At 47.8% G+C, this 20455-nt stretch carries 21 protein-coding genes and 1 pseudogene; 4 read left to right on the plus strand and 18 right to left on the minus strand.

Features of this window, described 5'->3' with window-relative positions; genetic code table 11:
* The first annotated feature begins 2 nt into the window (after positions 1-2).
* Positions 3-797 (plus strand): flagellar biosynthetic protein FliR, encoded by a 795-nt coding sequence (fliR, locus tag BJJ97_RS18515; RefSeq protein WP_039485716.1) that lies wholly within the window; start codon positions 3-5, stop codon positions 795-797.
* 373 nt (positions 798-1170) lie between these two features.
* On the opposite strand, the gene flgL is transcribed toward fliR, so the two are convergent.
* The 11 genes from flgL to flgB form a co-directional block, all read right to left on the minus strand.
* A complete protein-coding gene (gene flgL / locus BJJ97_RS18520) occupies positions 1171-2124 on the minus strand; it encodes a flagellar hook-associated protein FlgL (protein ID WP_095994906.1) in 954 nt (317 codons plus the stop codon).
* Positions 2125-2155: 31 nt separating this feature from the next.
* Positions 2156-3850 carry a flagellar hook-associated protein FlgK gene (gene flgK / locus BJJ97_RS18525; RefSeq protein WP_095994907.1) on the minus strand — a complete coding sequence of 565 codons (1695 nt, stop codon included), beginning with the start codon at positions 3848-3850 and terminating at the stop codon, positions 2156-2158.
* 125 nt (positions 3851-3975) lie between these two features.
* Positions 3976-4938, minus strand: a complete 963-nt coding sequence (gene flgJ, locus BJJ97_RS18530) for a flagellar assembly peptidoglycan hydrolase FlgJ (protein WP_095994908.1) — start codon at positions 4936-4938, stop codon at positions 3976-3978.
* Positions 4938-6047 carry a flagellar basal body P-ring protein FlgI gene (locus BJJ97_RS18535; protein WP_039485727.1) on the minus strand — a complete coding sequence of 370 codons (1110 nt, stop codon included), beginning with the start codon at positions 6045-6047 and terminating at the stop codon, positions 4938-4940. The genes flgJ and BJJ97_RS18535 overlap by 1 nt, the downstream gene beginning before the upstream one ends.
* Positions 6048-6063: 16 nt before the next feature.
* Complete coding sequence (gene flgH / locus BJJ97_RS18540) at positions 6064-6777, minus strand: flagellar basal body L-ring protein FlgH (protein WP_014915904.1); 714 nt, start codon at positions 6775-6777, stop codon at positions 6064-6066.
* Between the two features lie 180 nt (positions 6778-6957).
* Positions 6958-7740, minus strand: a complete 783-nt coding sequence (flgG, locus tag BJJ97_RS18545) for a flagellar basal-body rod protein FlgG (protein ID WP_011093286.1) — start codon at positions 7738-7740, stop codon at positions 6958-6960.
* A gap of 27 nt (positions 7741-7767) precedes the next feature.
* Positions 7768-8523, minus strand: a complete 756-nt coding sequence (locus tag BJJ97_RS18550) for a flagellar basal body rod protein FlgF (protein ID WP_039485730.1) — start codon at positions 8521-8523, stop codon at positions 7768-7770.
* A gap of 21 nt (positions 8524-8544) precedes the next feature.
* The gene (flgE, locus tag BJJ97_RS18555; RefSeq protein WP_095994909.1) at positions 8545-9747 is read right to left on the minus strand and encodes a flagellar hook protein FlgE; all 1203 of its coding nucleotides are present in this window, start codon (positions 9745-9747) and stop codon (positions 8545-8547) included.
* A gap of 74 nt (positions 9748-9821) precedes the next feature.
* Positions 9822-10505, minus strand: coding sequence for a flagellar hook assembly protein FlgD (gene flgD, locus BJJ97_RS18560; RefSeq protein WP_095994910.1), 684 nt, complete (start codon positions 10503-10505; stop codon positions 9822-9824).
* Positions 10506-10520: 15 nt separating this feature from the next.
* The gene (gene flgC / locus BJJ97_RS18565; RefSeq protein ID WP_010279553.1) at positions 10521-10925 is read right to left on the minus strand and encodes a flagellar basal body rod protein FlgC; all 405 of its coding nucleotides are present in this window, start codon (positions 10923-10925) and stop codon (positions 10521-10523) included.
* A gap of 28 nt (positions 10926-10953) precedes the next feature.
* Positions 10954-11370 (minus strand): flagellar basal body rod protein FlgB, encoded by a 417-nt coding sequence (gene flgB / locus BJJ97_RS18570; protein WP_010279550.1) that lies wholly within the window; start codon positions 11368-11370, stop codon positions 10954-10956.
* A gap of 165 nt (positions 11371-11535) precedes the next feature.
* Between flgB and flgA the strand changes: the two genes are divergently transcribed.
* The 3 genes from flgA (at position 11536) to BJJ97_RS18585 (ending at position 13085) form a co-directional block, all read left to right on the plus strand.
* Complete coding sequence (flgA, locus tag BJJ97_RS18575; protein ID WP_095994911.1) at positions 11536-12204, plus strand: flagellar basal body P-ring formation chaperone FlgA; 669 nt, start codon at positions 11536-11538, stop codon at positions 12202-12204.
* 141 nt (positions 12205-12345) lie between these two features.
* On the plus strand, positions 12346-12642 hold the full coding sequence (flgM, locus tag BJJ97_RS18580; RefSeq protein ID WP_011093279.1) for a flagellar biosynthesis anti-sigma factor FlgM: 297 nt from the start codon (positions 12346-12348) through the stop codon (positions 12640-12642).
* A gap of 5 nt (positions 12643-12647) precedes the next feature.
* On the plus strand, positions 12648-13085 hold the full coding sequence (locus tag BJJ97_RS18585; RefSeq protein ID WP_095994912.1) for a flagella synthesis protein FlgN: 438 nt from the start codon (positions 12648-12650) through the stop codon (positions 13083-13085).
* Positions 13086-13157: 72 nt separating this feature from the next.
* On the opposite strand, the gene BJJ97_RS18590 is transcribed toward BJJ97_RS18585, so the two are convergent.
* The 7 genes and pseudogenes from BJJ97_RS18590 to cheR form a co-directional block, all read right to left on the minus strand.
* The gene (locus BJJ97_RS18590) at positions 13158-13574 is read right to left on the minus strand and encodes a flagellar protein FlhE (RefSeq protein WP_405083392.1); all 417 of its coding nucleotides are present in this window, start codon (positions 13572-13574) and stop codon (positions 13158-13160) included.
* Positions 13575-13579: 5 nt separating this feature from the next.
* Entirely contained in the window at positions 13580-15664 is a 2085-nt protein-coding gene (gene flhA, locus BJJ97_RS18595; protein WP_095994914.1) for a flagellar biosynthesis protein FlhA, read from the minus strand.
* Positions 15657-16808, minus strand: a complete 1152-nt coding sequence (gene flhB / locus BJJ97_RS18600) for a flagellar biosynthesis protein FlhB (protein ID WP_095994915.1) — start codon at positions 16806-16808, stop codon at positions 15657-15659. The genes flhA and flhB overlap by 8 nt, the downstream gene beginning before the upstream one ends.
* A gap of 242 nt (positions 16809-17050) precedes the next feature.
* Positions 17051-17695: a protein phosphatase CheZ gene (gene cheZ, locus BJJ97_RS18605; protein WP_010279523.1), complete on the minus strand. Its 645-nt coding sequence runs from the start codon at positions 17693-17695 to the stop codon at positions 17051-17053.
* Between the two features lie 9 nt (positions 17696-17704).
* Positions 17705-18094, minus strand: coding sequence for a chemotaxis response regulator CheY (gene cheY / locus BJJ97_RS18610; protein ID WP_039485752.1), 390 nt, complete (start codon positions 18092-18094; stop codon positions 17705-17707).
* A gap of 38 nt (positions 18095-18132) precedes the next feature.
* A pseudogene (locus BJJ97_RS18615) lies at positions 18133-19184 on the minus strand (protein-glutamate methylesterase/protein-glutamine glutaminase).
* Positions 19184-20056 carry a protein-glutamate O-methyltransferase CheR gene (gene cheR, locus BJJ97_RS18620; protein WP_039485757.1) on the minus strand — a complete coding sequence of 291 codons (873 nt, stop codon included), beginning with the start codon at positions 20054-20056 and terminating at the stop codon, positions 19184-19186. The pseudogene BJJ97_RS18615 and the gene cheR overlap by 1 nt, the downstream one beginning before the upstream one ends.
* Between the last annotated feature and the right edge of the window lie 399 nt (positions 20057-20455).

Raw genomic sequence — 20455 nt, forward strand, 5'->3', positions numbered from 1 at the left:
GCATGCTGACGTTTAACAGTTGGGACATGGTGAATTGGGTTAGCCAGTTTTTTTGGCCCTTTGTCAGAATTCTTGCACTGATCAGTACCGCACCTGTCTTTAACGAAAGAGCGATTGGTAATCGGGTGAAGATCGGTCTGGGTGTACTAATTACCCTGCTCGTTGCGCCCTATTTACCGTTAAACACCACGCCTATTTTTTCCGTCGCAGGTGTGTGGCTCTTAATACAGCAAATACTCATCGGCGTTACGCTAGGCCTGTCAATGCAGTTAGCATTTGCTGCTATTCGCCATGCTGGCGAACTTATTGGCTTACAAATGGGGCTCGCTTTTGCGACCTTCTTTGATCCCACCGGTGGCCCGAATATGCAGGTAATCGCTCGTTTCCTGAATATTCTCGCGATTTTATTGTTCTTAACCTTCGATGGACACCTCTGGCTGATTTCGCTGTTAGCTGATAGCTTCTATACCCTGCCTATCAGTGCTAACCCTATCAACAGCTATGCATTTCTCGCTCTTGCACGTGCCGGTGGGCTGATTTTTATTAATGGATTGATGTTAGCGTTGCCAATCATAACCTTATTACTGACCATTAACCTGGCATTAGGTATGCTTAACCGTATGGCACCTCAACTCTCGATATTTGTCGTTGGTTTCCCGATTACCCTCACGGTGGGAATTATGACGCTGGGTTTATTACTCCCACTCGTCCCCCCCTTTGCAGAGCATTTATTCAGCGAGGTATTCGACTTACTCGCTGATATTCTCACTCAGCTATCAAGTCCTAGCTCCCAATAGTAAAATTAAGAAATCCGTAGTGGTCGACGTTAGGCCAATACTGATATCGTGCGCGTATATTTATTCCTCACGTTAACATCCTATCGCGACTTGTCATATGGCTATGCAAAGCTGTAACTTTGCCAAATCACGCGTAGGAAGTTGCGCCAGACATCGATGCACTAGAACAATCGATATACTAAAACAATCTATGCGCTAAAGAAACAGGTGTTATATAAACGAGATGCCAGAGAGAAGTGGGGGACGATCGGAGGAATAAAAAATGGCATGTCATCCATTCAATATAATGAAAGGAGTGACACGCCTAAAAAATACGCCCGGTTTAAGCGTATTCAAATCGTAAAGTAGAATAGATGAATATCCTCTATTACTACTATTTCATCTGGAACAACGACATTCCCTGCATGTTCTGAAACGTTGTGTAAGAAGCTTGCAAAGAAGACATCTGCATCATGTAAGAAGAAATCGCCTCAACCCAGTCAGTATCCTGCAATTGCGACAATGTCGTTTTGTTTGCTACATCGCGATCTTTACCAATAGCATCAAGATTATCAATTTCATTGAGCTGAATGCCCAGTTCAGCACGGGCAGACGAAATATTACTCAATGAATTATTTAAACCGCGATTTGCCGTATTCATTGCAGCAGCAACACTTTCCTTTGTTGCATCATCTGCACCATCAAGCGGAGTTTCTAGCGCTTTGATAGCAATATCGAGGCTTTCAAACAAATCAGCCTGTACGCTACCATCAGGTTCAGTTTTTGCACCACCAGTTGCGCGCATAAATACGTCAGAACCAATATGGCTCACCGTCATAGAACGAGAAGAGTCCACTTGTTGTGAAATAGCCTGATATCCACCTTGATATTCGATACCAGATGCACCTTCGACAAAGGGAGTTTTATCAGTTTCATAACCGGCGAAAATATAATTACCATTACCATCGGTACTATTAGCCATATTAAGCAATTCAGCTTTCATGCCACGTAACGATGCTGCGATTGAGCTGCGGTTATCATCATTATTAGTTCCACCAGACTTAATTACTTCACTTAATGCGCTAGTGATCGTAATAGTACTTTTGCTTAAAATAGACTCTTCCAGAGACATACTTTGCTTAGCAAACGTACGCGCTAGCGTATATTGGCTGTTCTCCGACTGAGCCTGGTCAAGCATAATAACATTCGCTGCTGCAATCGGATCGTCTGATGGGTTTACGACACGTTTGCCCGTTGCTAACTGCTCACCTGTTTTTTGCCACGTTGCCTGACCATTAATAATGCCTTGCATATTTTGCTGATATATCATGCTGGTACTTAAACGCATGGTATTAATTCCTCTCAATCAAATGGTCAAACTAGTTACGAGCAGCTAAAAGCGCATCGAATATAGATTGTGCTGTTTTGATGACTTGAGCATTTGCCATATAATATTGCTGATAACGCATCAGATCGCCGTACTCTTCATCCAGGTTTACACCGGATACGGATTGCTGTTCTGCAGTCAGCTGCTTAACAACGTTTTGCTGCGATGTATTATTTATCTTCAACGTGCTAGTTTGGTTACCAATTGTACCTACCAGACTAGCATAGGCTCCGGAAACGCTCGCTTTCCCGCCTACAATTTTCTCATTTTGTAGAGCAAGCAGTGCCTTAGCATTGGTATTATCACCTACCCCACCAAAGACAGGATTACCGCTTGCGTCCAAAACCGGAGCACCATTTTCGTCAAGCTTAACGGATGCCGCCGCAATTTTGTTAGGATCTGAAACAGCTACTGCCATATCGATAATGACGTCATTAACCGGCTTAAGCAGGAAGCTGTCATTCGTTGCCGGCGTCCCTGTGATAGCCATTTTAACGCCATCAAAGTTCAGGCTGTTATCAGAGGTATCCACCGCCGCCGTGAATTTTGAATTATCAGACAAACGGGTTACTTGCCAATTAGCGCCATCGTATTTAATCGCATAATTAGTTGCCTGCACATCTTTGGTATCGGTGTAAGACGGAGTTAACGTCGCGTTACCCCCGTTCTTACTGTCGTTCAGAACGACAGCCTTACCAAAAGAGAAGAAATCGCCGCCCTTAACACCATCACGGTCATAACCTTGCTGATGTTGGGTATTGAACGCATCGGCAAATGCCAGCGCTAACTGCCCTAACTGGCCACGTGCTTCATCTAGCGTTTCAGTGCGGAAAGAAAGTAAACCGCCTAATGAACCACCAGTTAACGTACTCTCATTTAATGAGACAACATCGTTTGTCTGGTCTTTATATCCAATAGTCAGACGCGTTGGATCATTGCTTGAACCGATGGCTACCAGTTCATTGCTTGTTCCAGCCTGAACCAGATTGGTACCATTTTTCAATGCTACGTTATAGACGATTCCATCCTGAACGGTAACGTCAACGCCTACTAATTTGTTAAGCTGATCGACAAGAAGATCGCGCTGATCGAGCAAATCATTAGGCATCGTGCCGCTATTCGCGCCCATTAACTTCGTGATTTCATTATTTAAAGACGCAATCTGATCGGTATACGTATTAACTTGGCCAACAGTACTTTGAATCTGTGTATTCAGCCCACTGTCCATGTCACGCAAATATTTATCTGTAACTTTAAATTGGTTTACCAGCCCTTCAGCTTTGCCCAGTACGGTTTGGCGAGTCGACGAGTCGCCTGGATTACTGGTGAGGTTTTGCAGGTTAGAAAAGAACCCCTGAATCGTTGATGAAAGGCTCGTTGTGCTGCTAGCCAGAAGATTATCGATCTTGGAGATTTGCTCGTAGTAAGCAGAAACCGAGCTGCTTGTCGTTTGTGCCGCACGCAGCTGATTAGTGATGAACTCATTGTATTGACGATTAATGCTAACAACATTGACACCGTTACCAATATACCCAGCCGATGTGGTGCTGCTAATAGCTTGCTCAAGTATCGCATTCTGCCGACTGTAGCCAGTAACAGCCTGATTACTAATGTTGTTACTCACTGTACTCAGCGCAACCTGTGCACCTTTTAAGCCACTCATCGCGGTGTTAATTAAATTGGACATAGGGTGTTGTTCCTTTTACACAGGCTTTTGTCGCCCTGCGCGATTAACCAAATGCTGAAAGCAGCAAATACGCTACATAAGTTAATTACTTTATCGGTCAGGAAGCGCAAATCTTGAATAAAAAATTAAAATAGCCGACTCAAATCGTGAGTGTAAGCTTTCGCCACTTTCTCGCCAGAACTCTTCATTTGCTGGATCATGCTAACCAGCTTCTGGGCATATTGTGGGTCGGTCGCATAACCCGCCTTTTGTAACGCATGAGCGGCTTGCTCAGCCGTTCCGGCGCTCATCACAGCAGAATAGCGTGGGTTATTGGTCAACAATTTCACATAGTCGCCAATAGCCTCAATATAGGAATCGTATACTCGGAAGCTGGCTTTTACTTTTTTGGCCACGCCTTGCTCATACTCTGTCGTCGTTATTTCTGTTGTCGGCCCATTCCAGCTACTGCCTGCTTTGATACCGAACAGGTTATGACTTGGTCGCCCATCTTCGGTAGGGATTTCACGCTGCCCCCAGCCAGACTCAAGCGCAGCCTGAGCGATGATGAGGTGGTGAGGTATACCGCTATGCTGGCTGGCAATCTGAGCGGGTAAGGAAATCTGAGACACAAAATTACTATTGGATAGCGGCAACGCTGAACCCGTAGTGGGCAATTTGGGCAGCGCTTTACGTACCATCTGTTCCACGGCTGCGATTGGCATGCTTTTAAGCACATCACCATCAAATGTTAATGGAACAGATGGAACAGCGGCTTTAGCCGCCGTAGCATCTGGCGATTGTCGGGTCAATTGCTCAACCATAACATCCGCGAGCCCAAGCCCCTTGCCCTTAGTCGATATCTCTTGAGCAATTTGCTGGTCATACATTGAGGTATACAGACGCGTCTGATCGCTGTTGAAAAGCCCATCCTGCGGAATCGCAGAACGCATGCTTTTCATCATCAATTGTACAAACACGCCTTCCATTTGTTGCGCAACCGCCCTGATACCCTCTTTGCTTTGAGGATTGCCTGAAACTTCACGCTTCAGCGTATTCAGGGACTGCGCATCATAGGCCGCGTTATTCAGCGTCTGCATATCACCCATCAGATAATTTCCAGTTTGGCACGCAAGCAGCCAGCACTTTGCATCGCCTGCAGAATAGACATCAGCTCCATCGGCGTTGCGCCCAAAGAGTTCAATGCACGCACGACATTGTTGAGGTTGGCGCTGGAATTGACACGCTGTAAAGCCCCACCCGCTTGCTGAACCGAAATCTCTGTTTGCGGCGTAACCACCGTCTGACCACCGCCAAATGGGGTATTAGGTTGGCTGACGTTGGCCTGCTGATTGATCGTCACAGAGAGGTTACCCTGGGCGATAGCACAGCTATCCAGCGTGACATCACGGTTCATCACGACAGATCCGGTACGAGAATTAATAATCACCTTGGCATCCTGAATACCAACGTTGATTTCAATATTCTGGACATCGGCCAAAAAGCGAACCTGAGAACTGTTGCCATGCGGAGCAAGTACCTGAATGGTACGAGAATCCAGCGGGGTCGCTGTACCACCGTATCCAGAGCGATTAATTGCATCGCTGACTTTCTGCGCCATCGAGAAGTCGTCGTTCTTCAGTTGCAGCATTATTGTATTTGACGTGCCAAACGTGCTTGGCAACTCTCTCTCGATGACGGCACCATTGCTGATTCGACCGCCAGCAAGTTGGTTAACCTGAACACTGCTTCCACCGGCAGAAGCGCCAGCTCCGCCAACCAAAACATTCCCCTGAGCGAGGGCATATACCTGGTTATCGACCCCTTTCAATGGGGTCATCAACAGCGTCCCGCCACGCAAGCTCTTCGCATTACCGAGTGAAGACACCACGATATCAATATTTTGGCCTGTTCTGCCAAAAGGCGGAAGTTCCGCCGTTACCATCACCGCCGCCACATTCTTCAACTGCATATTGGTACCGGCAGGCACAGTAATCCCTAACTGGGAAAGCATGTTAGTTAAGCTTTGCGTGGTAAACGGCGTCTGCATGGTCTGGTCACCAGAGCCGTCCAGACCAACAACTAAACCGTAACCAATTAACGCATTACCGCGTACGCCCTGGATATTCACCAGATCGCGAATTCTCTCTGCCGACGCAGGGGCAATATTCAGCGTCAGTAACGTCAGCAGTACAGTGAAAAATGATGCAATCCGCATGGCAGGCCTCTTAAGCTTAGAACGGAGAAACATTGAGGAAGAACCGCTGTAACCAGCCCATGTTTTGCGCTTCGTTAATATAGCCATTACCGACATATTCAATGCGCGCATCCGCAACCTGGGTTGATGGTACCGAGTTGTTACCACTAATGGTTCTCGGATTAACTACCCCAGAGAAACGGATAAACTCTGTTCCCTGATTAATTGCAATTTGTTTTTCGCCAACGACCTGCAGATTGCCATTAGCTAATACTTGACCAACCGTGACCGTAATCGTGCCACTGAAGGTGTTGTTCGCATTCGCACCGCCCTGCCCAGTGAAGTCATTCGTTCCTGTCGCATTCAGAGACGCACGATTATTACCCAACGGCCCGTCAAGATAACGCGGTACCACCGTTGCACCGAACGTTGACGAACCATTACGAGCAGCATTGGCTGACGAGCTTTTACTGGCGCTCACATTTTCCTGCAACACGATCGTCAATGTGTCGCCAATATTACGTGGGCGACGATCTTCAAACATTGGCTGATAGCCATAATTCATCGGCTGCACGGTTTGGAAGATAGAACCATTAGGACCCGCTAATACAGGCGATCCAGGCTGAGCAGTCGTAGGCCCAGTGACAACTTTATCATGCGGAATATAGGCGCAACCGTTAAGTGCTAACATCGCGATCAATGCCAACAGACGGTGTCGGCGGAGTGGTTTGATAACCGACTTTGCATTCATTATCACTGCGGATATCGCCTTAAATTAATCTATTTCACATATTCACGGGGTAAATCAAAGCCATACTGGCCCACTCATCGGGTGCCTATGGTCATCATTACCCCGTTAAACACTGTCTACATTGCTACTATCAGGCAGCCAGAGCACCCGCTCTCGCTCCTGAAATTAGCGGGTCACCCATTACAGCTGAGTCAATTTCTGCAACATTTGGTCAGAAGAGGAAATTGCTTTACTGTTGATCTCATAGGCACGCTGAGTCTGAATCATCGATACCAATTCCTCTGCCACATTGACGTTGGAGGTTTCGACATATTTCTGATACAGCAGGCCCGCGCCATTCAAACCTGGGTTTGTTTCATTCGGCGCACCTGAACTCGCGGTTTCCAGATACAGGTTCTCACCCATGCTCTCAAGGCCGCTATCATTAATAAAGGTCGTCAGTGTCAGCTGGCCAATCTGGTTTGTTGCCGCCTGTCCCTGCACTTTAACGCTGACAATACCGTCACGACCAATATTCAGTTCGGTCGCATTCGCCGGAACAGTAATCGCGGGCTGAACCTGATAACCGCTGGACGTCACTAACTGGCCGTTACCATCAAGCTGGAAGGCGCCGTCACGCGTGTAAGCCGTTGTCCCATCAGGCAGCTGAACCTGAAAGAATCCCTGACCTTTAATCGCAACGTCTTTAGAGTTACCCGTTTCGGAAAAGGTCCCTTGAGTATGAATACGCTCTGTTGATACCGGACGAACACCTGTACCCAACTGCAAGCCGGACGGTAGCATGGTTTGCTCTGAAGATTGAGCCCCAGGCTGACGAATTGTTTGATACATCAAGTCTTCAAATACCGCACGCTGACGCTTGAAACCATTGGTGCTGACGTTTGCCAAGTTATTGGAAATAACGTCCATATTGGTTTGCTGAGCATTCAAGCCGGTTTTTGCAATCCACAAAGAACGGATCATTTATTCACTCCTGTGCGCACTCGGCGCTTAACCCATTGCTAATATCTGATTAGCGCGTTGTGCATTATCGTCGACGCTGCTAATGATTTTCATCTGCATTTCAAAGCGACGAGCATTGGCAATCATATCGACCATAGTATCGACCGTGTTCACATTACTGCCCTCGATCACACCCGGCATAATACGCACGGTAGGATCGTTTTGCAGAACATTACCACGTTGTTGCTGAGCCTGCTGCGTCAAGCGGAATAATCCGTCATCAGACCGCTCAACTTCTTGTCCGGTAGCCTTAACAAGCTTTAAGCGCCCCAACTGGGCAATCGTATTCGGTGGATCCCCAGCGTTAAGCGCAGAAATTGTACCATCAGCAGAAATGCTGATCTGAGCCTGCGGAGGAATGTCAATCGGTCCACCGTCGCCCATCACAACACGCCCCTGGATAGTCAACTGCCCATCAGCGCTGATCTCCATATTACCATTACGGGTGTACGCTTCACCGCCGTCAGCCGTTTGCACTGCCAGCCAACTCTCTTTCGGTAAAGCGACATCCATTGCACGGCCAGTATAATTCATCACGCCTTCAGTCATATCAGCGCCAGGCGTTGAAGCGACAACCAGCGTTCGGGTGGGCAGTGTCAACCCATTTACCGGTACAGCACGCAGTGCGGAAAGCTGTGCCCGGAAACCCGGCGTTGAGGCGTTAGCCAAGTTGTTCGCAGTAATTGCCTGCTTTTCCAATGACTGACTCGCGCCACCCATTGCCGTATAAATCGCGTGATCCATGCAATGTCCCCGTTAGGATAATTAACGCAGGCTAACCAGCGTTTGCAGAATGGAATCCTGCGTTTTGATGGTTTGCGCGTTTGACTGGTAGTTACGCTGCGCAACAATCATGCTGACCAGCTCTTTACTCAGGTCAACGTTTGAACTTTCGGTAGATTTGCCGATCAGTTTCCCCAGACTTCCGGTACCTGCCAGACCAACGACAGCTTGACCAGAACTCGCAGTTTCAGACCAGGCGTTATCCCCTTCAGGCGATAAACCTTCTGGGTTGGCAAAGCTAGCCAGCAGGATCTGACCCAGCGCCTGCTTCTGACCGTTACTGTAGCTGCCTTCGATCGTGCCGTCGTCATTGATAGCAAAACCGGTCAGCGATCCTGGAGCGAAACCGTTCTGGGTTGGGCTCTTATAGCTATATTCTGTATTTTGCTGCACGCTGCCAGTCAAATTGAGAGTGAATGTACCGGTAGCAGCACCATTCGTCCCAACAAGGTTGAGGTTGAAAGGCGTATGCCCCGTTAATGCACCATTAGAAGCAAAGTTCAATGCTCCTGCATTTTGATACGTGGCTGGAGTAATGGAGTCATCCTTAGCATACGTCTGCCATGTATTGTTTGCCGTTTTAACAAAATACAGGGTGAAGTTATGCACATTACCTTGGCTATCGTAGGTTGTTAGTGCAGTTTTGCTATTGTAGGTGCCTTCCGCACCAGGCGTTGTAGCCCAGGCGTTTGTAGGAACTGGGTCTGAAGATTTCAGGTTAGCCTGAATTGATGCGACTGTCGTTGCACTCGCCAGCATGTCGCCATCAGGAACAGTCAACGGTACTGGATCGGCCCCCGTTTGCACCGTTGGCGGCGTACCGGCGACCGGATAACCCGTCAGTTGCATACCTTGTGCGTTGACGATATTACGACCATTCAGCATGAACTGACCATTACGGCTGTAATAAGTCGAACCGTTGGTGTCCTGCAGACGGTAAAAACCACCGCCGCTAATCGCAATATCCAGGTCTCGTGAGGACGAAGTCACAGTACCATTACCAAAATCCTGCAATACCGATGCAACCTTCACACCCATACCGACTTTAGAACCCGCAAACATATCCGCAAATGTGACGGTCCCGGATTTAAAACCCACTGTCGCTGAGTTAGCGATGTTATTACCAATAACATCCAGGTTGTTAGATGCCGCGTTTAAACCACTGACCGCCTGAGAAAAACCCATGTCGCTCTCCAGAGAATTGATTAAGTCATATTCCAGATAGTGAATTTCACTGGAATAACATGAAATTTACACCGTTACAGAATCTGCCGGACATCGTCCATGGTGGCTCTGCCGCGCAGCCCTAGATCCAGTAATGCACCGTTATCGCCGCGAACGACACTATTTACAACCGCATAGCTCAATGGCTGAACAACTTGCTGTGCGCCGCCAGTACTGGCGGCAACAGTGAAGGTATAAGCCCCATCAGGCGCAACCGTGCCATCAGAAAGTTTACTATCCCAGTTGAATGAGTGAACCCCAGCAGAAAGCGTGCCCAGTTCGATCGTACGAACAGCTTTACCTGTTGCATCATTAACGGTGACGGTAACAACCTCTGCTGCTTTTTCCAGTTCCACGCCAAAGGGAGTACTGGTTTCTTTGCCAACAAGAATGTCTTTTCCAGGGATCATGACACTGTGACCAATCAGCGTTGTGGCTTGCATGGATTGGTTGTTATTGATCTGACCAGAGATAGAACCCAGTGTGGTATTCAATTTCTCAATGCCGCTGACCGTATTGAGCTGAGCAAGCTGACTTACAAGCTGATCGTTGCTCATCGGATTCGTCGGATCTTGATTCTTCAACTGCGCAACCAGAAGCGTCAGGAACTGATTCTGTAAATCGGCGCTGCTATTTTGTTCTACTGGTGCAGATATCGAAGTATTCGATGTACTCTGCGTTCTCGTTGCCGAGGACGTATCATTAATTGTTACAGACACTATTTCGTCTCCCGATTATTGCCCGATCGTTAACGTCTTCAGCATCATCGATTTTGTCGTATTCAACACTTCGACGTTTGCCTGATAACTGCGCGATGCAGAAATGGTGTTTACCATCTCAGCCACTGGGTCAACATTCGGCATGCGAACGTATCCCTGCCCATCAGCCAGCGGATTACCCGGTTCGTAAACCAGACGAGCAGGTGATGGATCTTCAATAACATTGGAAACGCGTACGCCCCCCGTAGACTGCCCGGGAGCGGCATTCACTTCGAATACAACTTGCTTGGCGCGATAAGGCTCGCCATCAGGGCCCGTCACGCTGTCTGCGTTAGCCAGGTTACTGGCGCTCACATTCAGACGCTGAGATTGCGCAGAAAGCGCTGAGCCTGAAATTTCGAATATATTTAATAACGACATGAATCTTTACCTTCCTATCGCGCTACGATCACGAACCTGACTGCAGGACTGACATCATGCCTTTAATCTGTCCGCCCAGAACGGTCAGGCTGGATTGATATTTCAGGCTATTATCGGCAAAATTAGTGCGTTCGCGGTCCATATCGACCGTATTGCCATCCAACGCAGGCTGATCGGGTACGCGATAAAGCAAATCAAGTTCCGGCGGCTGAAAATTCTGTGCCGGTATATGCCGTACAGATGTGGTTTTCAGCGCGATACCCGTACCGTTCACCCGCCCTTGCTCCATTGTTTTACTGAGCTGGCTGGCAAAATCGATATCCCTGGCCTGATAGCCTGGCGTATCCGCATTAGCAATATTCGCGGCCAAGATTTCCTGCCGCTGGGCACGCAAGTTCAACGCTTCCTGCTGAAACCGCAACGAGGCGTCTAATTTATCAAGCATGCTCCCTCCGCAAGTTAGAATTTGGAGTGAGTAGGATAATTCTCATGGTGGCTATGCCATCGAACGAATAGACACCAAATGCAGCGCTATTTATTGCCTTAACCTCACGCTGACATCGTTACACTTAACGCCCGATATAATCTGAATCAGGAGAGCCGAACAGGAATGAAAACAATACATTATTACCTCTATCTGGCGGCGTCCTGTTTTTTTATCCTGTGTACCCCTGTCAATGCGAACGACCTTCCTGCGCAGATCAATCAATTTTTTGCCTCACGCTTTCAGGGAAGCACGAATACAGTAAACGTTGTGGTAAAATCGCCAGAATCGCAATGGCCACAGTGCGAAGCGCCTCAAATCACACTGCCCGGAAATACGAAAATGTGGGGTAATGTGAGCCTGTCCATACGTTGCGGGCAACAGCGTCGCTTCATTCAAACAGAAGTTCAGGTAACAGGGAATTATGTCACCAGTGCTCGGCCTATAAATCGTGGAACCACGCTGACGGAAAAAGACATTCGTTTGACAAAAGGCAGGCTCGATTTATTACCGTTGCGCCCTATACTGACGTTACCTGGTGCACAGGGCGCAGTCCTTTTGCGCGATCTCACACCTGGTCAGGTTATTACCGCCTCCATGATCAGACGTGCCTGGGTCGTAAAGGCAGGTCAGTTAGTGCAGATTATCGCCCAAGGGGAAGGCTTCACAATTAATGGCGAAGGAAAGGCCATGAACAACGCGGCAGCCGGACAAGCGGTCAGAGTCAGAACGGCAAATGGACAAATAGTCAGCGGAATCACAAACGAAGATGGGATTATTCTGATCTCACAGTAATTAATTAAAGATTTGCTCATGTTTGCCGATGATAGTTACAGAGTCATTACTGACGACGTTTTAAAATTGAACACCAATGTGATGTATATTTTTTAACACATTGATGATTAACCACTTATCCTCAAATTAGAGGGATGTATTATGAGTATTGATCGCACCCAGTCACTGAAGCCGGTCAGTCAAGTTCAGCAACGCGAATCTGGTGATGTCGCTAAGACCAAACGCAAACAGGCTGAGGCTCAGTCTGAAGTTAGCGCAACACAGGTAAAACTGAGCGACGCGCAGGCAAAATTGATGCAGCCGGGTACGCAGGACATAGACATGAACCGCGTTGAAACCTTGAAGCAGGCAATTCGTGATGGCTCACTTAAAATTGATGCCGGAAAAATCGCGGATGCGTTGCTTAAAGAGACGCAGGATTTTTTAGCAGGTAATTAATATTTATGGAAAATCTGCAATCGATTTTGGATCAACTGCTGAGCAGCCTACGTGAGCTCGATGTTGTTATGTCCGAAGAGCAAACGCTGCTTTGCGCTGGTCACATTAACAGCATTGCTCTGCAACAGGTGACAGAGAAGAAAACTTCTCTGTTGGCGACAATGCAGCATTTGGAAACACGGCGCCATGAGACTGAGTCGACTCTTAAGCTGCAAGCGCCTTATGACGGTATTGAAAAACTATCGGCTTACTGGCAGCAAGTGCAAAAGTTAACCAGACGTTTGAATGACCAGAATCAGCACAATGGTCTTCTGCTTAACCGACATATTGCCTACACGAATGAAGCCATCAATATATTGAAGCCTCGCCATGGTCAGGGACTGTATGGTCCGGATGGTCAATCGAAAGGCGTGACAGTTGGTGGTAGAAAAATTACTTTCTAAAAGTCTCTGCATTTCTGGCAGAGACTTTTCATCATTTAAAACAGCCAGTTATTTAAATTACTGTTTAAAAGCCTACCTGTAATTTACCGCAATATCGATCGTACGCACGCTGAACGAATGATTAATACGTCCACTCCCTTCAATGTAGTATACAAAACGAAACTCATTATTAGCCGCTAATCCGTCAAATGCTCGAGTTTGCCCGTCACCACTTCCGTCTAAGTCAACACAGCGCTGCGGCGATTGTGAACACAGTTTCACAACAAGCCCCACAGGTATCGCAGAATCAATCACGTGCCGCCAATATATTGTCGTAATCGTTTCATCTGGATTAACCGCTATGTTAGGAACAAAAGCTGACGTCGTAACCATTTCGCCACGATGATCAAGTTTTATTCCTGGCATGCTTCCGTTCCAACTACCTGGCGTCGCGATAGCACAGAACGGGAGTACCAGTGGCAGCACCGCTGCTGCCAGAGTACACACCATCTTCCTCACTTCTGAGCTTCCCCAATAACTGATGTCATGCGAATCTGGCGATGATCGCTGATTTCTAAATTAGACAGTACGGCCATGTTTGGCAGACTACGATGCAGGAATCGAGCAAGTAAAGCGCGTAAAGCATGGTTCACAAGCAGCACCGGCGGAGCACCCAACATTTCCTGCCGCTGTAGCGCTTGTTTCGCCTGTTCAAGCAGACGATCGGCAAGTCCCGGTTCGAGGCCACCACCGCCTTGAAGCGCCTGTAACAGAAGGCGCTCCAACGATCCTTCCAGACCGATAACCTGAAGTTCGCTGTCTCCTGGGAACCACTGCTGGGTAATCGCACGTCCCAGAGCAACCCTCACCACTGTGGTGAGCTCATAAGGGTCTGGCTGCACTGGCGCATGTTCAGCCAATGTCTCCATGATGGTGCGCATATCCCTAATCGAAACTCTCTCACTAAGTAGATTTTGCAAAACCTTATGCAAGGTCGTTAACGTCACTACGCCCGGAATGAAATCTTCTGTCAGCTTTGGCATTTCCTGCGCAACGCGATCCATCAGTTGCTGAGCTTCCTGTCGTCCAAACAGTTCACTGGCGTGTAATGCAATTAAGTGATTCAGGTGCGTTGCCACCACGGTACTTGCCTCTACTACCGTGAATCCCTGAGCTTGAGCCTGATCTTTCAGGGCATTATCAATCCAGACTGCTGGCAACCCAAACGCAGGATCCTGCGTGATATCGCCAGATAAAGAGCCAACCGCATTGCCCGGATTGATCGCCATCCAACGACCGGGATGAGCCTCACCGCTACCCACCTCGACACCTTTCATCAGTATGCGATAGCTGGCAGGCTGAAGTTCCAAATTATCCCGGATATGAACCACCGGCGGTAAGTATCCCATTTCCTGGGCAAACTTCTTCCTGATACTACGAATCCTGCCCAGTAACTCGCCATCTTGCTGTGCGTCAACCATTGGGATCAATCGATAGCCAACTTCCATACCCAGCGGATCTTCAAGCTGTACATCAGACCAGCTGGCTTCAATAATCTGATGTTTCTCCATTGATGCTGGTATAGGCTGCATAACAGGTTCTTTTTGCTGTTCACCACGCATCCACCAGGCAAGCCCTAACAAAGATGCGGTAAATAACAGAAAGACAAAGTTGGGCATTCCAGGAACCATCCCAATAAGCCCAATAACCGCCGCACTCAGTACCATCACTCGTGGGTTATTGAACAACTGAGTGACCATCTGCTGGCCAACGTCCTGATCGGTACTCACGCGAGTAACAATCACACCCGCTGCGGTAGAGATAATCAGAGCAGGAATCTGGGCAACCAAACCATCACCGATGGTAAGCAGCGTATAGCTTTCAGCGGCCTGCCCTACCGGCATATTGTGCTGTACAACACCGACGATCAATCCACCAACAATGTTGATGACCATGATAATCAGTCCCGCGACAGCGTCACCGCGCACGAACTTACTGGCACCGTCCATTGAACCGTAGAAATCTGACTCCTGAGTAACTTCAGTACGGCGCTTTTTCGCTTCTTCTTCACCAATGATCCCAGCATTAAGATCGGCGTCGATCGCCATCTGTTTACCTGGCATACCATCTAACACAAAGCGGGCACCGACTTCAGCGATACGTCCGGCACCTTTGGTGATAACCATGAAGTTGATTAAGACAAGGATGATAAAGACCACGATACCAATGGCAAAATTTCCGCCTACCAGAAAGTGACCAAATGCTTCAACAACTTTACCTGCGGCAGCCGTCCCTGTATGCCCTTCCAGCAAAATGATACGGGTAGAAGCGACGTTGAGCGAAAGACGCAATAAGGTAGAAAACAGCAAAATCGTAGGGAACGCAGCAAACTCCAGCGTCCGCTGCGTAAACATCGCAACCAGCAATACCATGATGGACAGTGCAATGTTAAAGGTAAATAACAGATCCAGAATGAATGGCGGCAGCGGCAATACCATCATGGAAAGTATCAGCAGGATCAGTATTGGTCCGGCTAATATTTGCCATTGGGTACCTTTCATATTACTCGGTAAACGAAGCAAAGAGGCCAAATTAGCCATCAGTAGTATTCTCTTTAGCAAAATCCAGTGCATCCGGCACTGGTAGATGTTTCGGTTTTCTAGGAATTAATCCACCTTCCCGCTTCCAGCGTTTCAGTTGATAAACCCAGGCTAAGACTTCTGCAACGGCGGCATACAGCGCGGCCGGAATATGCTGCCCGACCTCTGAATGACGAAATAGCGCTCGCGCCAACGGTGGGGCTTCTAAAATAGGAACGCGATGTTCGGTTCCCAACTCACGAATACGTAACGCGATCTCACCAGCCCCTTTAGCCAACACTCTCGGCGCATTCATTTTTTTCTCATCATAGCGTAATGCTACCGCATAATGCGTCGGGTTAGTGACTATCACATCGGCTTTAGGGACATCAGCCATCATCCTACGTTGGGCCATTGCCCTTTGTTGCTGACGAATACGGCCTTTAACGTGGGGATCGCCTTCACTCTGTTTATGCTCATCACGAATTTCCTGTTTCGTCATCCGTAATTTTTTGATGTGACTCCACACTTGCCAAAACACATCAAAAGCGACCATGGGAATGAGCCCCATAATAATAAGGAAACCACACATCACGGCCAGTTCCAGCGCATCCCCCATCGCCGCAATCGGCGCTTCGGATACCAGATGCAATATCTTCGGCCAGTTATGAATCAAGAACAAGGTACTAATGATCCCGACCATGACTGATTTCAATATTGCCTTGAAGAGCTCAGCCAGTGATTGAGCGGAAAATAAACGTTTCAGCCCAGAAATAGGATCTAATTTTTTGAAGTCAACTTTTAATGACTTAGTACTAAAGAGTACCCCACCCAGCAGCATCGGCGCAGACAGCGCAACCAACACAGCCCCTAGCATGATTGGTATCAATGCCGATACTGCCTGACGCAGTAATGAGCCAACATGCCGTAGCATTTGGGTGTCATCACCAATCGTTGCGTAATCAAAATTTAACGACTGTGAGACAATTCTGGCCAATCGGCCAGCCATGACATCACCTCCTATCCACAAAATAGCCAATCCTGCGACCATCATCACAACAGAAGTCAGCTCTCGAGATCGCGGGATTTGCCCTTCTTCTCGTGCCTTTTCCTCTTTTTGGGGAGTGGGGGCTTCTGTTTTTTCTAGATCGCTATCTTCAGCCACGATGTGTTCCTGTTACGACTTTCAGGATAGGAATTTGCTGCCTAGCATGACAAATACGAGAAAGTTTTATGGCTGGAACAAAGAGAAAAACCGACGCTTCTTTAACGAATAGTGAGGATACACAGGCGGGAAAGTCGAGTTTAGCTATTTATGGCCATAAATACTGGCCATAAATAACCGGGCGATGGTGTTCATCATTCTTTCAAAAAAGGGAATAGTTCCCTTTTTTGAAGCAAGATTCATTAGAACCCAAGGCTATCCAGAAGGTCATCAACCTGATCCTGATTGGCGACGATACCTGCTGCACCTTTATCCAACTGAGGTCCGTTCAGCAGACCATCATTTGCACGCTTAGGCGCGTCTGGTTTTTCTGGGATATTTTCCAGCAATACCATCAGCAGTTGTTTTTCAATCTCCTGGACAACATCCATCATACGCTTGATTACCTGACCAGTAAGGTCCTGAAAATCCTGCGCCATCATAATTTCCAACAGTTGGGCGTTGGTAAACGAGGTATGCTGTGGTACATCTTCAAGATAGCTACGCGTATCCGTCACTAATTCGCGCGCATCAGCCAGCTCGATTGGATTTTCAAACCATTCATCCCAACGAGTTTTCAGAGACTTGGCATCAGCTTCTAGTTGGTTTTGACGTGGCTGTGCAGCTTCTACGCAGTTCAGAGCACGCTCTGCCGCTTGCGCAGTCATCTGGACAACATAGTCAAGACGATCGCGGGCATCAGGAATTGCCTCTGCTGCTTCTGCTATCGCATTATCCAGACCCAGCTCTTTCAAACTGTCACGCAGCATACGAGTCAATTGGCCGATACGCGAAATGATCTCGGTTGCTGAAGCTGTGTCGTTCACGGACGGCATATGTGGCGTCATAAGATCCCCTTACATACCCAATTTTTCGAAAATCTTACTCAGTTTTTCTTCAAGGGTAGCTGCAGTAAATGGTTTAACTACATAGCCGCTAGCACCTGCTTGTGCCGCAGCGATAATGTTCTCTTTCTTCGCTTCTGCCGTTACCATCAGCACGGGAAGGCTGGAAAGCGCGCCGTCAGCACGAATAGTCTGTAATAGCTCCAGTCCATCCATGTTGGGCATATTCCAGTCAGAAATGACGAAATCAAAAGTACTGGAGCGAAGCTTGTTCAGTGCATCAGCACCATCTTCTGCCTCTTCTACGTTATTAAAGCCCAGTTCCTTCAGCAGGTTACGGACAATTCGGCGCATCGTCGAAAAATCATCCACTACCAAAAATCTGAGTTCTTTATCGGCCATACCTACTCCTAAAATATTTATTGCTCACCGAGAGCTGCTTATATACGTAATGCCTGTCCGGCAGAGATTTGTGCCAACATACGCTGGCTCACCTGGTGCAAATCCACCACTTCATCGACGCCACCCATCGCAATCGCTTCGCGCGGCATCCCGAAAACCACACAACTTGCTTCATTCTGGGCCAGAGTATAAGCACCAGCCTGATGGAGTTCCAACATGCCGGCAGCCCCATCATTCCCCATTCCAGTAAGGATTACCCCTACAGCATTTCGCCCGGCGTATTGCGCAACCGAACGGAATAACACATCAACTGATGGACGATGCCGATTGACGGGGGCCCATCATTTAAACGTACTTGATAGTTTGCCCCACTACGCGCCAGTTCAAGATGGCGTGCTCCTGGAGCAATGTAGGCGTGACCAGGAAGAACACGTTCACCATCCTCTGCTTCTTTCACCGTAATCTGGCATAACTTGTTCAAACGCTCGGCAAAAGACTTCGTAAAGCCCGGTGGCATATGCTGTGTGATCAGTAATGCAGGGCTTGTCGGCGGCAGGGGCTGTAATACATGCCGTATCGCTTCCGTTCCCCCTGTCGATGCACCAATCGCGATCAATTTCTCACTACTGAGCAACGGCATATGCTGAATAATTCTTGTCGGTTCTGCCGCTGCACTACGTTGCGGAAGTCGCGCCTTCGCTGCCATGCGAATTTTTTCCGCAATCAGTTCGCTGTATGCCAGCATTCCCTCACGGATACCTAACTGCGGTTTGGTGACAAAATCAATCGCACCAAGCTCCAGCGCGCGAAGCGTAATCTCTGAGCCTTTTCCCGTCAGGGACGACACCATGACAACAGGCATCGGTCGCAAGCGCATAAGTTTTTCAAGAAAATCCAGTCCATCCATGCGAGGCATTTCAACATCCAGCGTTAATACCTGGGGATTGAATTTTTTAATCAAATCACGAGCAACTAATGGATCTGGCGCAGTTGCAACAACTTCCATATCAGGATGGCTATTGATTATTTCAGTCATGATCTGGCGCATTAGGGCAGAATCATCAACGCATAATACTCTTATCTTGCTCATTATCTTTCCTTAGCCAGCCCATATACAGTTTGCCCACGCAAATAGAATTCACGACTAATCTGGCTGAAATTCTCTGAATGCCCGGCAAATAACAATCCGCCCGGTTTAAGCATCGGGACGAATCGACGAAGAATACGCTCTTGAGTTTCTTTATCGAAGTAAATCATTATATTACGACAAAAAATAGCATCGAATGGTGCAGGAACGGACCAATCGGGTGCAAGCAGATTTAGTTGTTGGAAATGCACCATTGATGCAAGCTCAGGACGTACACGAACCAAACCACTATGTGGTCCGGTGCCGCGCAAAAAAAACCGCTGTAGTTGTTGTGGAGAAAGAGAGCGCAATTCTTCTTGCCGATAGATGCCAGCCGTTGCCTTTTCTAACACCTGAGTATCAATATCACTGGCCCATACCTGACACCCACTCGCCTTATTACCTAAAACCTCAGCAAGTGTCATTGCCAACGAATAAGGTTCTTCCCCTGTAGAAGCCGCTGTACTCCAGATGGTGTAGCCATTTGGACGTTTTCTGACATGCTCGGCCAATATAGGAAAATGGTGGGCTTCACGGAAAAATGCCGTCAGGTTAGTGGTTAATGCATTAACAAAGGCTTGCCACTCGGCGCTGTTAAGATCTGACTCCAGTAATGCTAAATACTGGCCGAAATCATTGATTCCGAGCAAACGGAGACGCCTAACCAAACGGTTATAAACCATTTCACGTTTGTGGTCGGCTAGAACAATGCCGGCACGCTGGTATATTAATTGACTGATTCGACGGAAATGGGTATCCGACAACGGCAACCTGTCAACCATCTGCGTCAGGATAGAGGCAGATTCAGGGCGATTTTGCGACGGTGTGCTTTTCATATCAAATCGCTCGAATAGTGTTTTTTGCTATGGTTTTTTTCAATCTGAACTTTCCTTTACAGCTAACGCAGGTTTTTATTGTCATTCGTCAATTACTCATCGCATTACGATTAAAACTGACACTGTATTGGTAATACACACTGCAAGTTCTGCAAACTGAACCGGCCAGCATGTTCGTTCTACCAAAGCCACATGCTGTCGGGTGGCGTTGTCCCTCTCATCACAGCTGTGCTACCTGCTTTATTCTTTGGCTTTAATACCAAAGCCAACCTCACCCCATCATATCCATAACATACGTTACAGATTGAACAATATCATGAATTACCCTACTTCAAAGCACCAGGTGCTGTATCACTTACAACCCCCAAGAGTGCATTGATCGATTACTCGCATGTTCAT

Source organism: Pectobacterium polaris (assembly GCF_002307355.1).
In the GTDB taxonomy this organism is placed as follows: domain Bacteria; phylum Pseudomonadota; class Gammaproteobacteria; order Enterobacterales; family Enterobacteriaceae; genus Pectobacterium; species Pectobacterium polare.

Coding starts and splice junctions, on each gene's coding strand:
- cheZ (WP_010279523.1), bottom strand. CDS start 17,695: ATGACGCCACATATGCCGTCCGTGAACGACACAGCTTCAGCAACCGAG.
- flgH (WP_014915904.1), bottom strand. CDS start 6,777: ATGAATGCAAAGTCGGTTATCAAACCACTCCGCCGACACCGTCTGTTG.
- BJJ97_RS18535 (WP_039485727.1), bottom strand. CDS start 6,047: ATGCGGATTGCATCATTTTTCACTGTACTGCTGACGTTACTGACGCTG.
- cheR (WP_039485757.1), bottom strand. CDS start 20,056: ATGAAAAGCACACCGTCGCAAAATCGCCCTGAATCTGCCTCTATCCTG.
- flgC (WP_010279553.1), bottom strand. CDS start 10,925: ATGTCGTTATTAAATATATTCGAAATTTCAGGCTCAGCGCTTTCTGCG.
- BJJ97_RS18550 (WP_039485730.1), bottom strand. CDS start 8,523: ATGGATCACGCGATTTATACGGCAATGGGTGGCGCGAGTCAGTCATTG.
- flgB (WP_010279550.1), bottom strand. CDS start 11,370: ATGCTTGATAAATTAGACGCCTCGTTGCGGTTTCAGCAGGAAGCGTTG.
- fliR (WP_039485716.1), top strand. CDS start 3: ATGCTGACGTTTAACAGTTGGGACATGGTGAATTGGGTTAGCCAGTTT.
- flgJ (WP_095994908.1), bottom strand. CDS start 4,938: ATGGGTGATATGCAGACGCTGAATAACGCGGCCTATGATGCGCAGTCC.
- flgL (WP_095994906.1), bottom strand. CDS start 2,124: ATGCGTTTAAGTACCAGCATGATATATCAGCAAAATATGCAAGGCATT.
- flhA (WP_095994914.1), bottom strand. CDS start 15,664: ATGGCTAATTTGGCCTCTTTGCTTCGTTTACCGAGTAATATGAAAGGT.
- flgA (WP_095994911.1), top strand. CDS start 11,536: ATGAAAACAATACATTATTACCTCTATCTGGCGGCGTCCTGTTTTTTT.
- flgE (WP_095994909.1), bottom strand. CDS start 9,747: ATGGGTTTTTCTCAGGCGGTCAGTGGTTTAAACGCGGCATCTAACAAC.
- cheY (WP_039485752.1), bottom strand. CDS start 18,094: ATGGCCGATAAAGAACTCAGATTTTTGGTAGTGGATGATTTTTCGACG.
- flgG (WP_011093286.1), bottom strand. CDS start 7,740: ATGATCCGTTCTTTGTGGATTGCAAAAACCGGCTTGAATGCTCAGCAA.
- BJJ97_RS18585 (WP_095994912.1), top strand. CDS start 12,648: ATGGAAAATCTGCAATCGATTTTGGATCAACTGCTGAGCAGCCTACGT.
- BJJ97_RS18590 (WP_405083392.1), bottom strand. CDS start 13,574: ATGGTGTGTACTCTGGCAGCAGCGGTGCTGCCACTGGTACTCCCGTTC.
- flgK (WP_095994907.1), bottom strand. CDS start 3,850: ATGTCCAATTTAATTAACACCGCGATGAGTGGCTTAAAAGGTGCACAG.
- flgM (WP_011093279.1), top strand. CDS start 12,346: ATGAGTATTGATCGCACCCAGTCACTGAAGCCGGTCAGTCAAGTTCAG.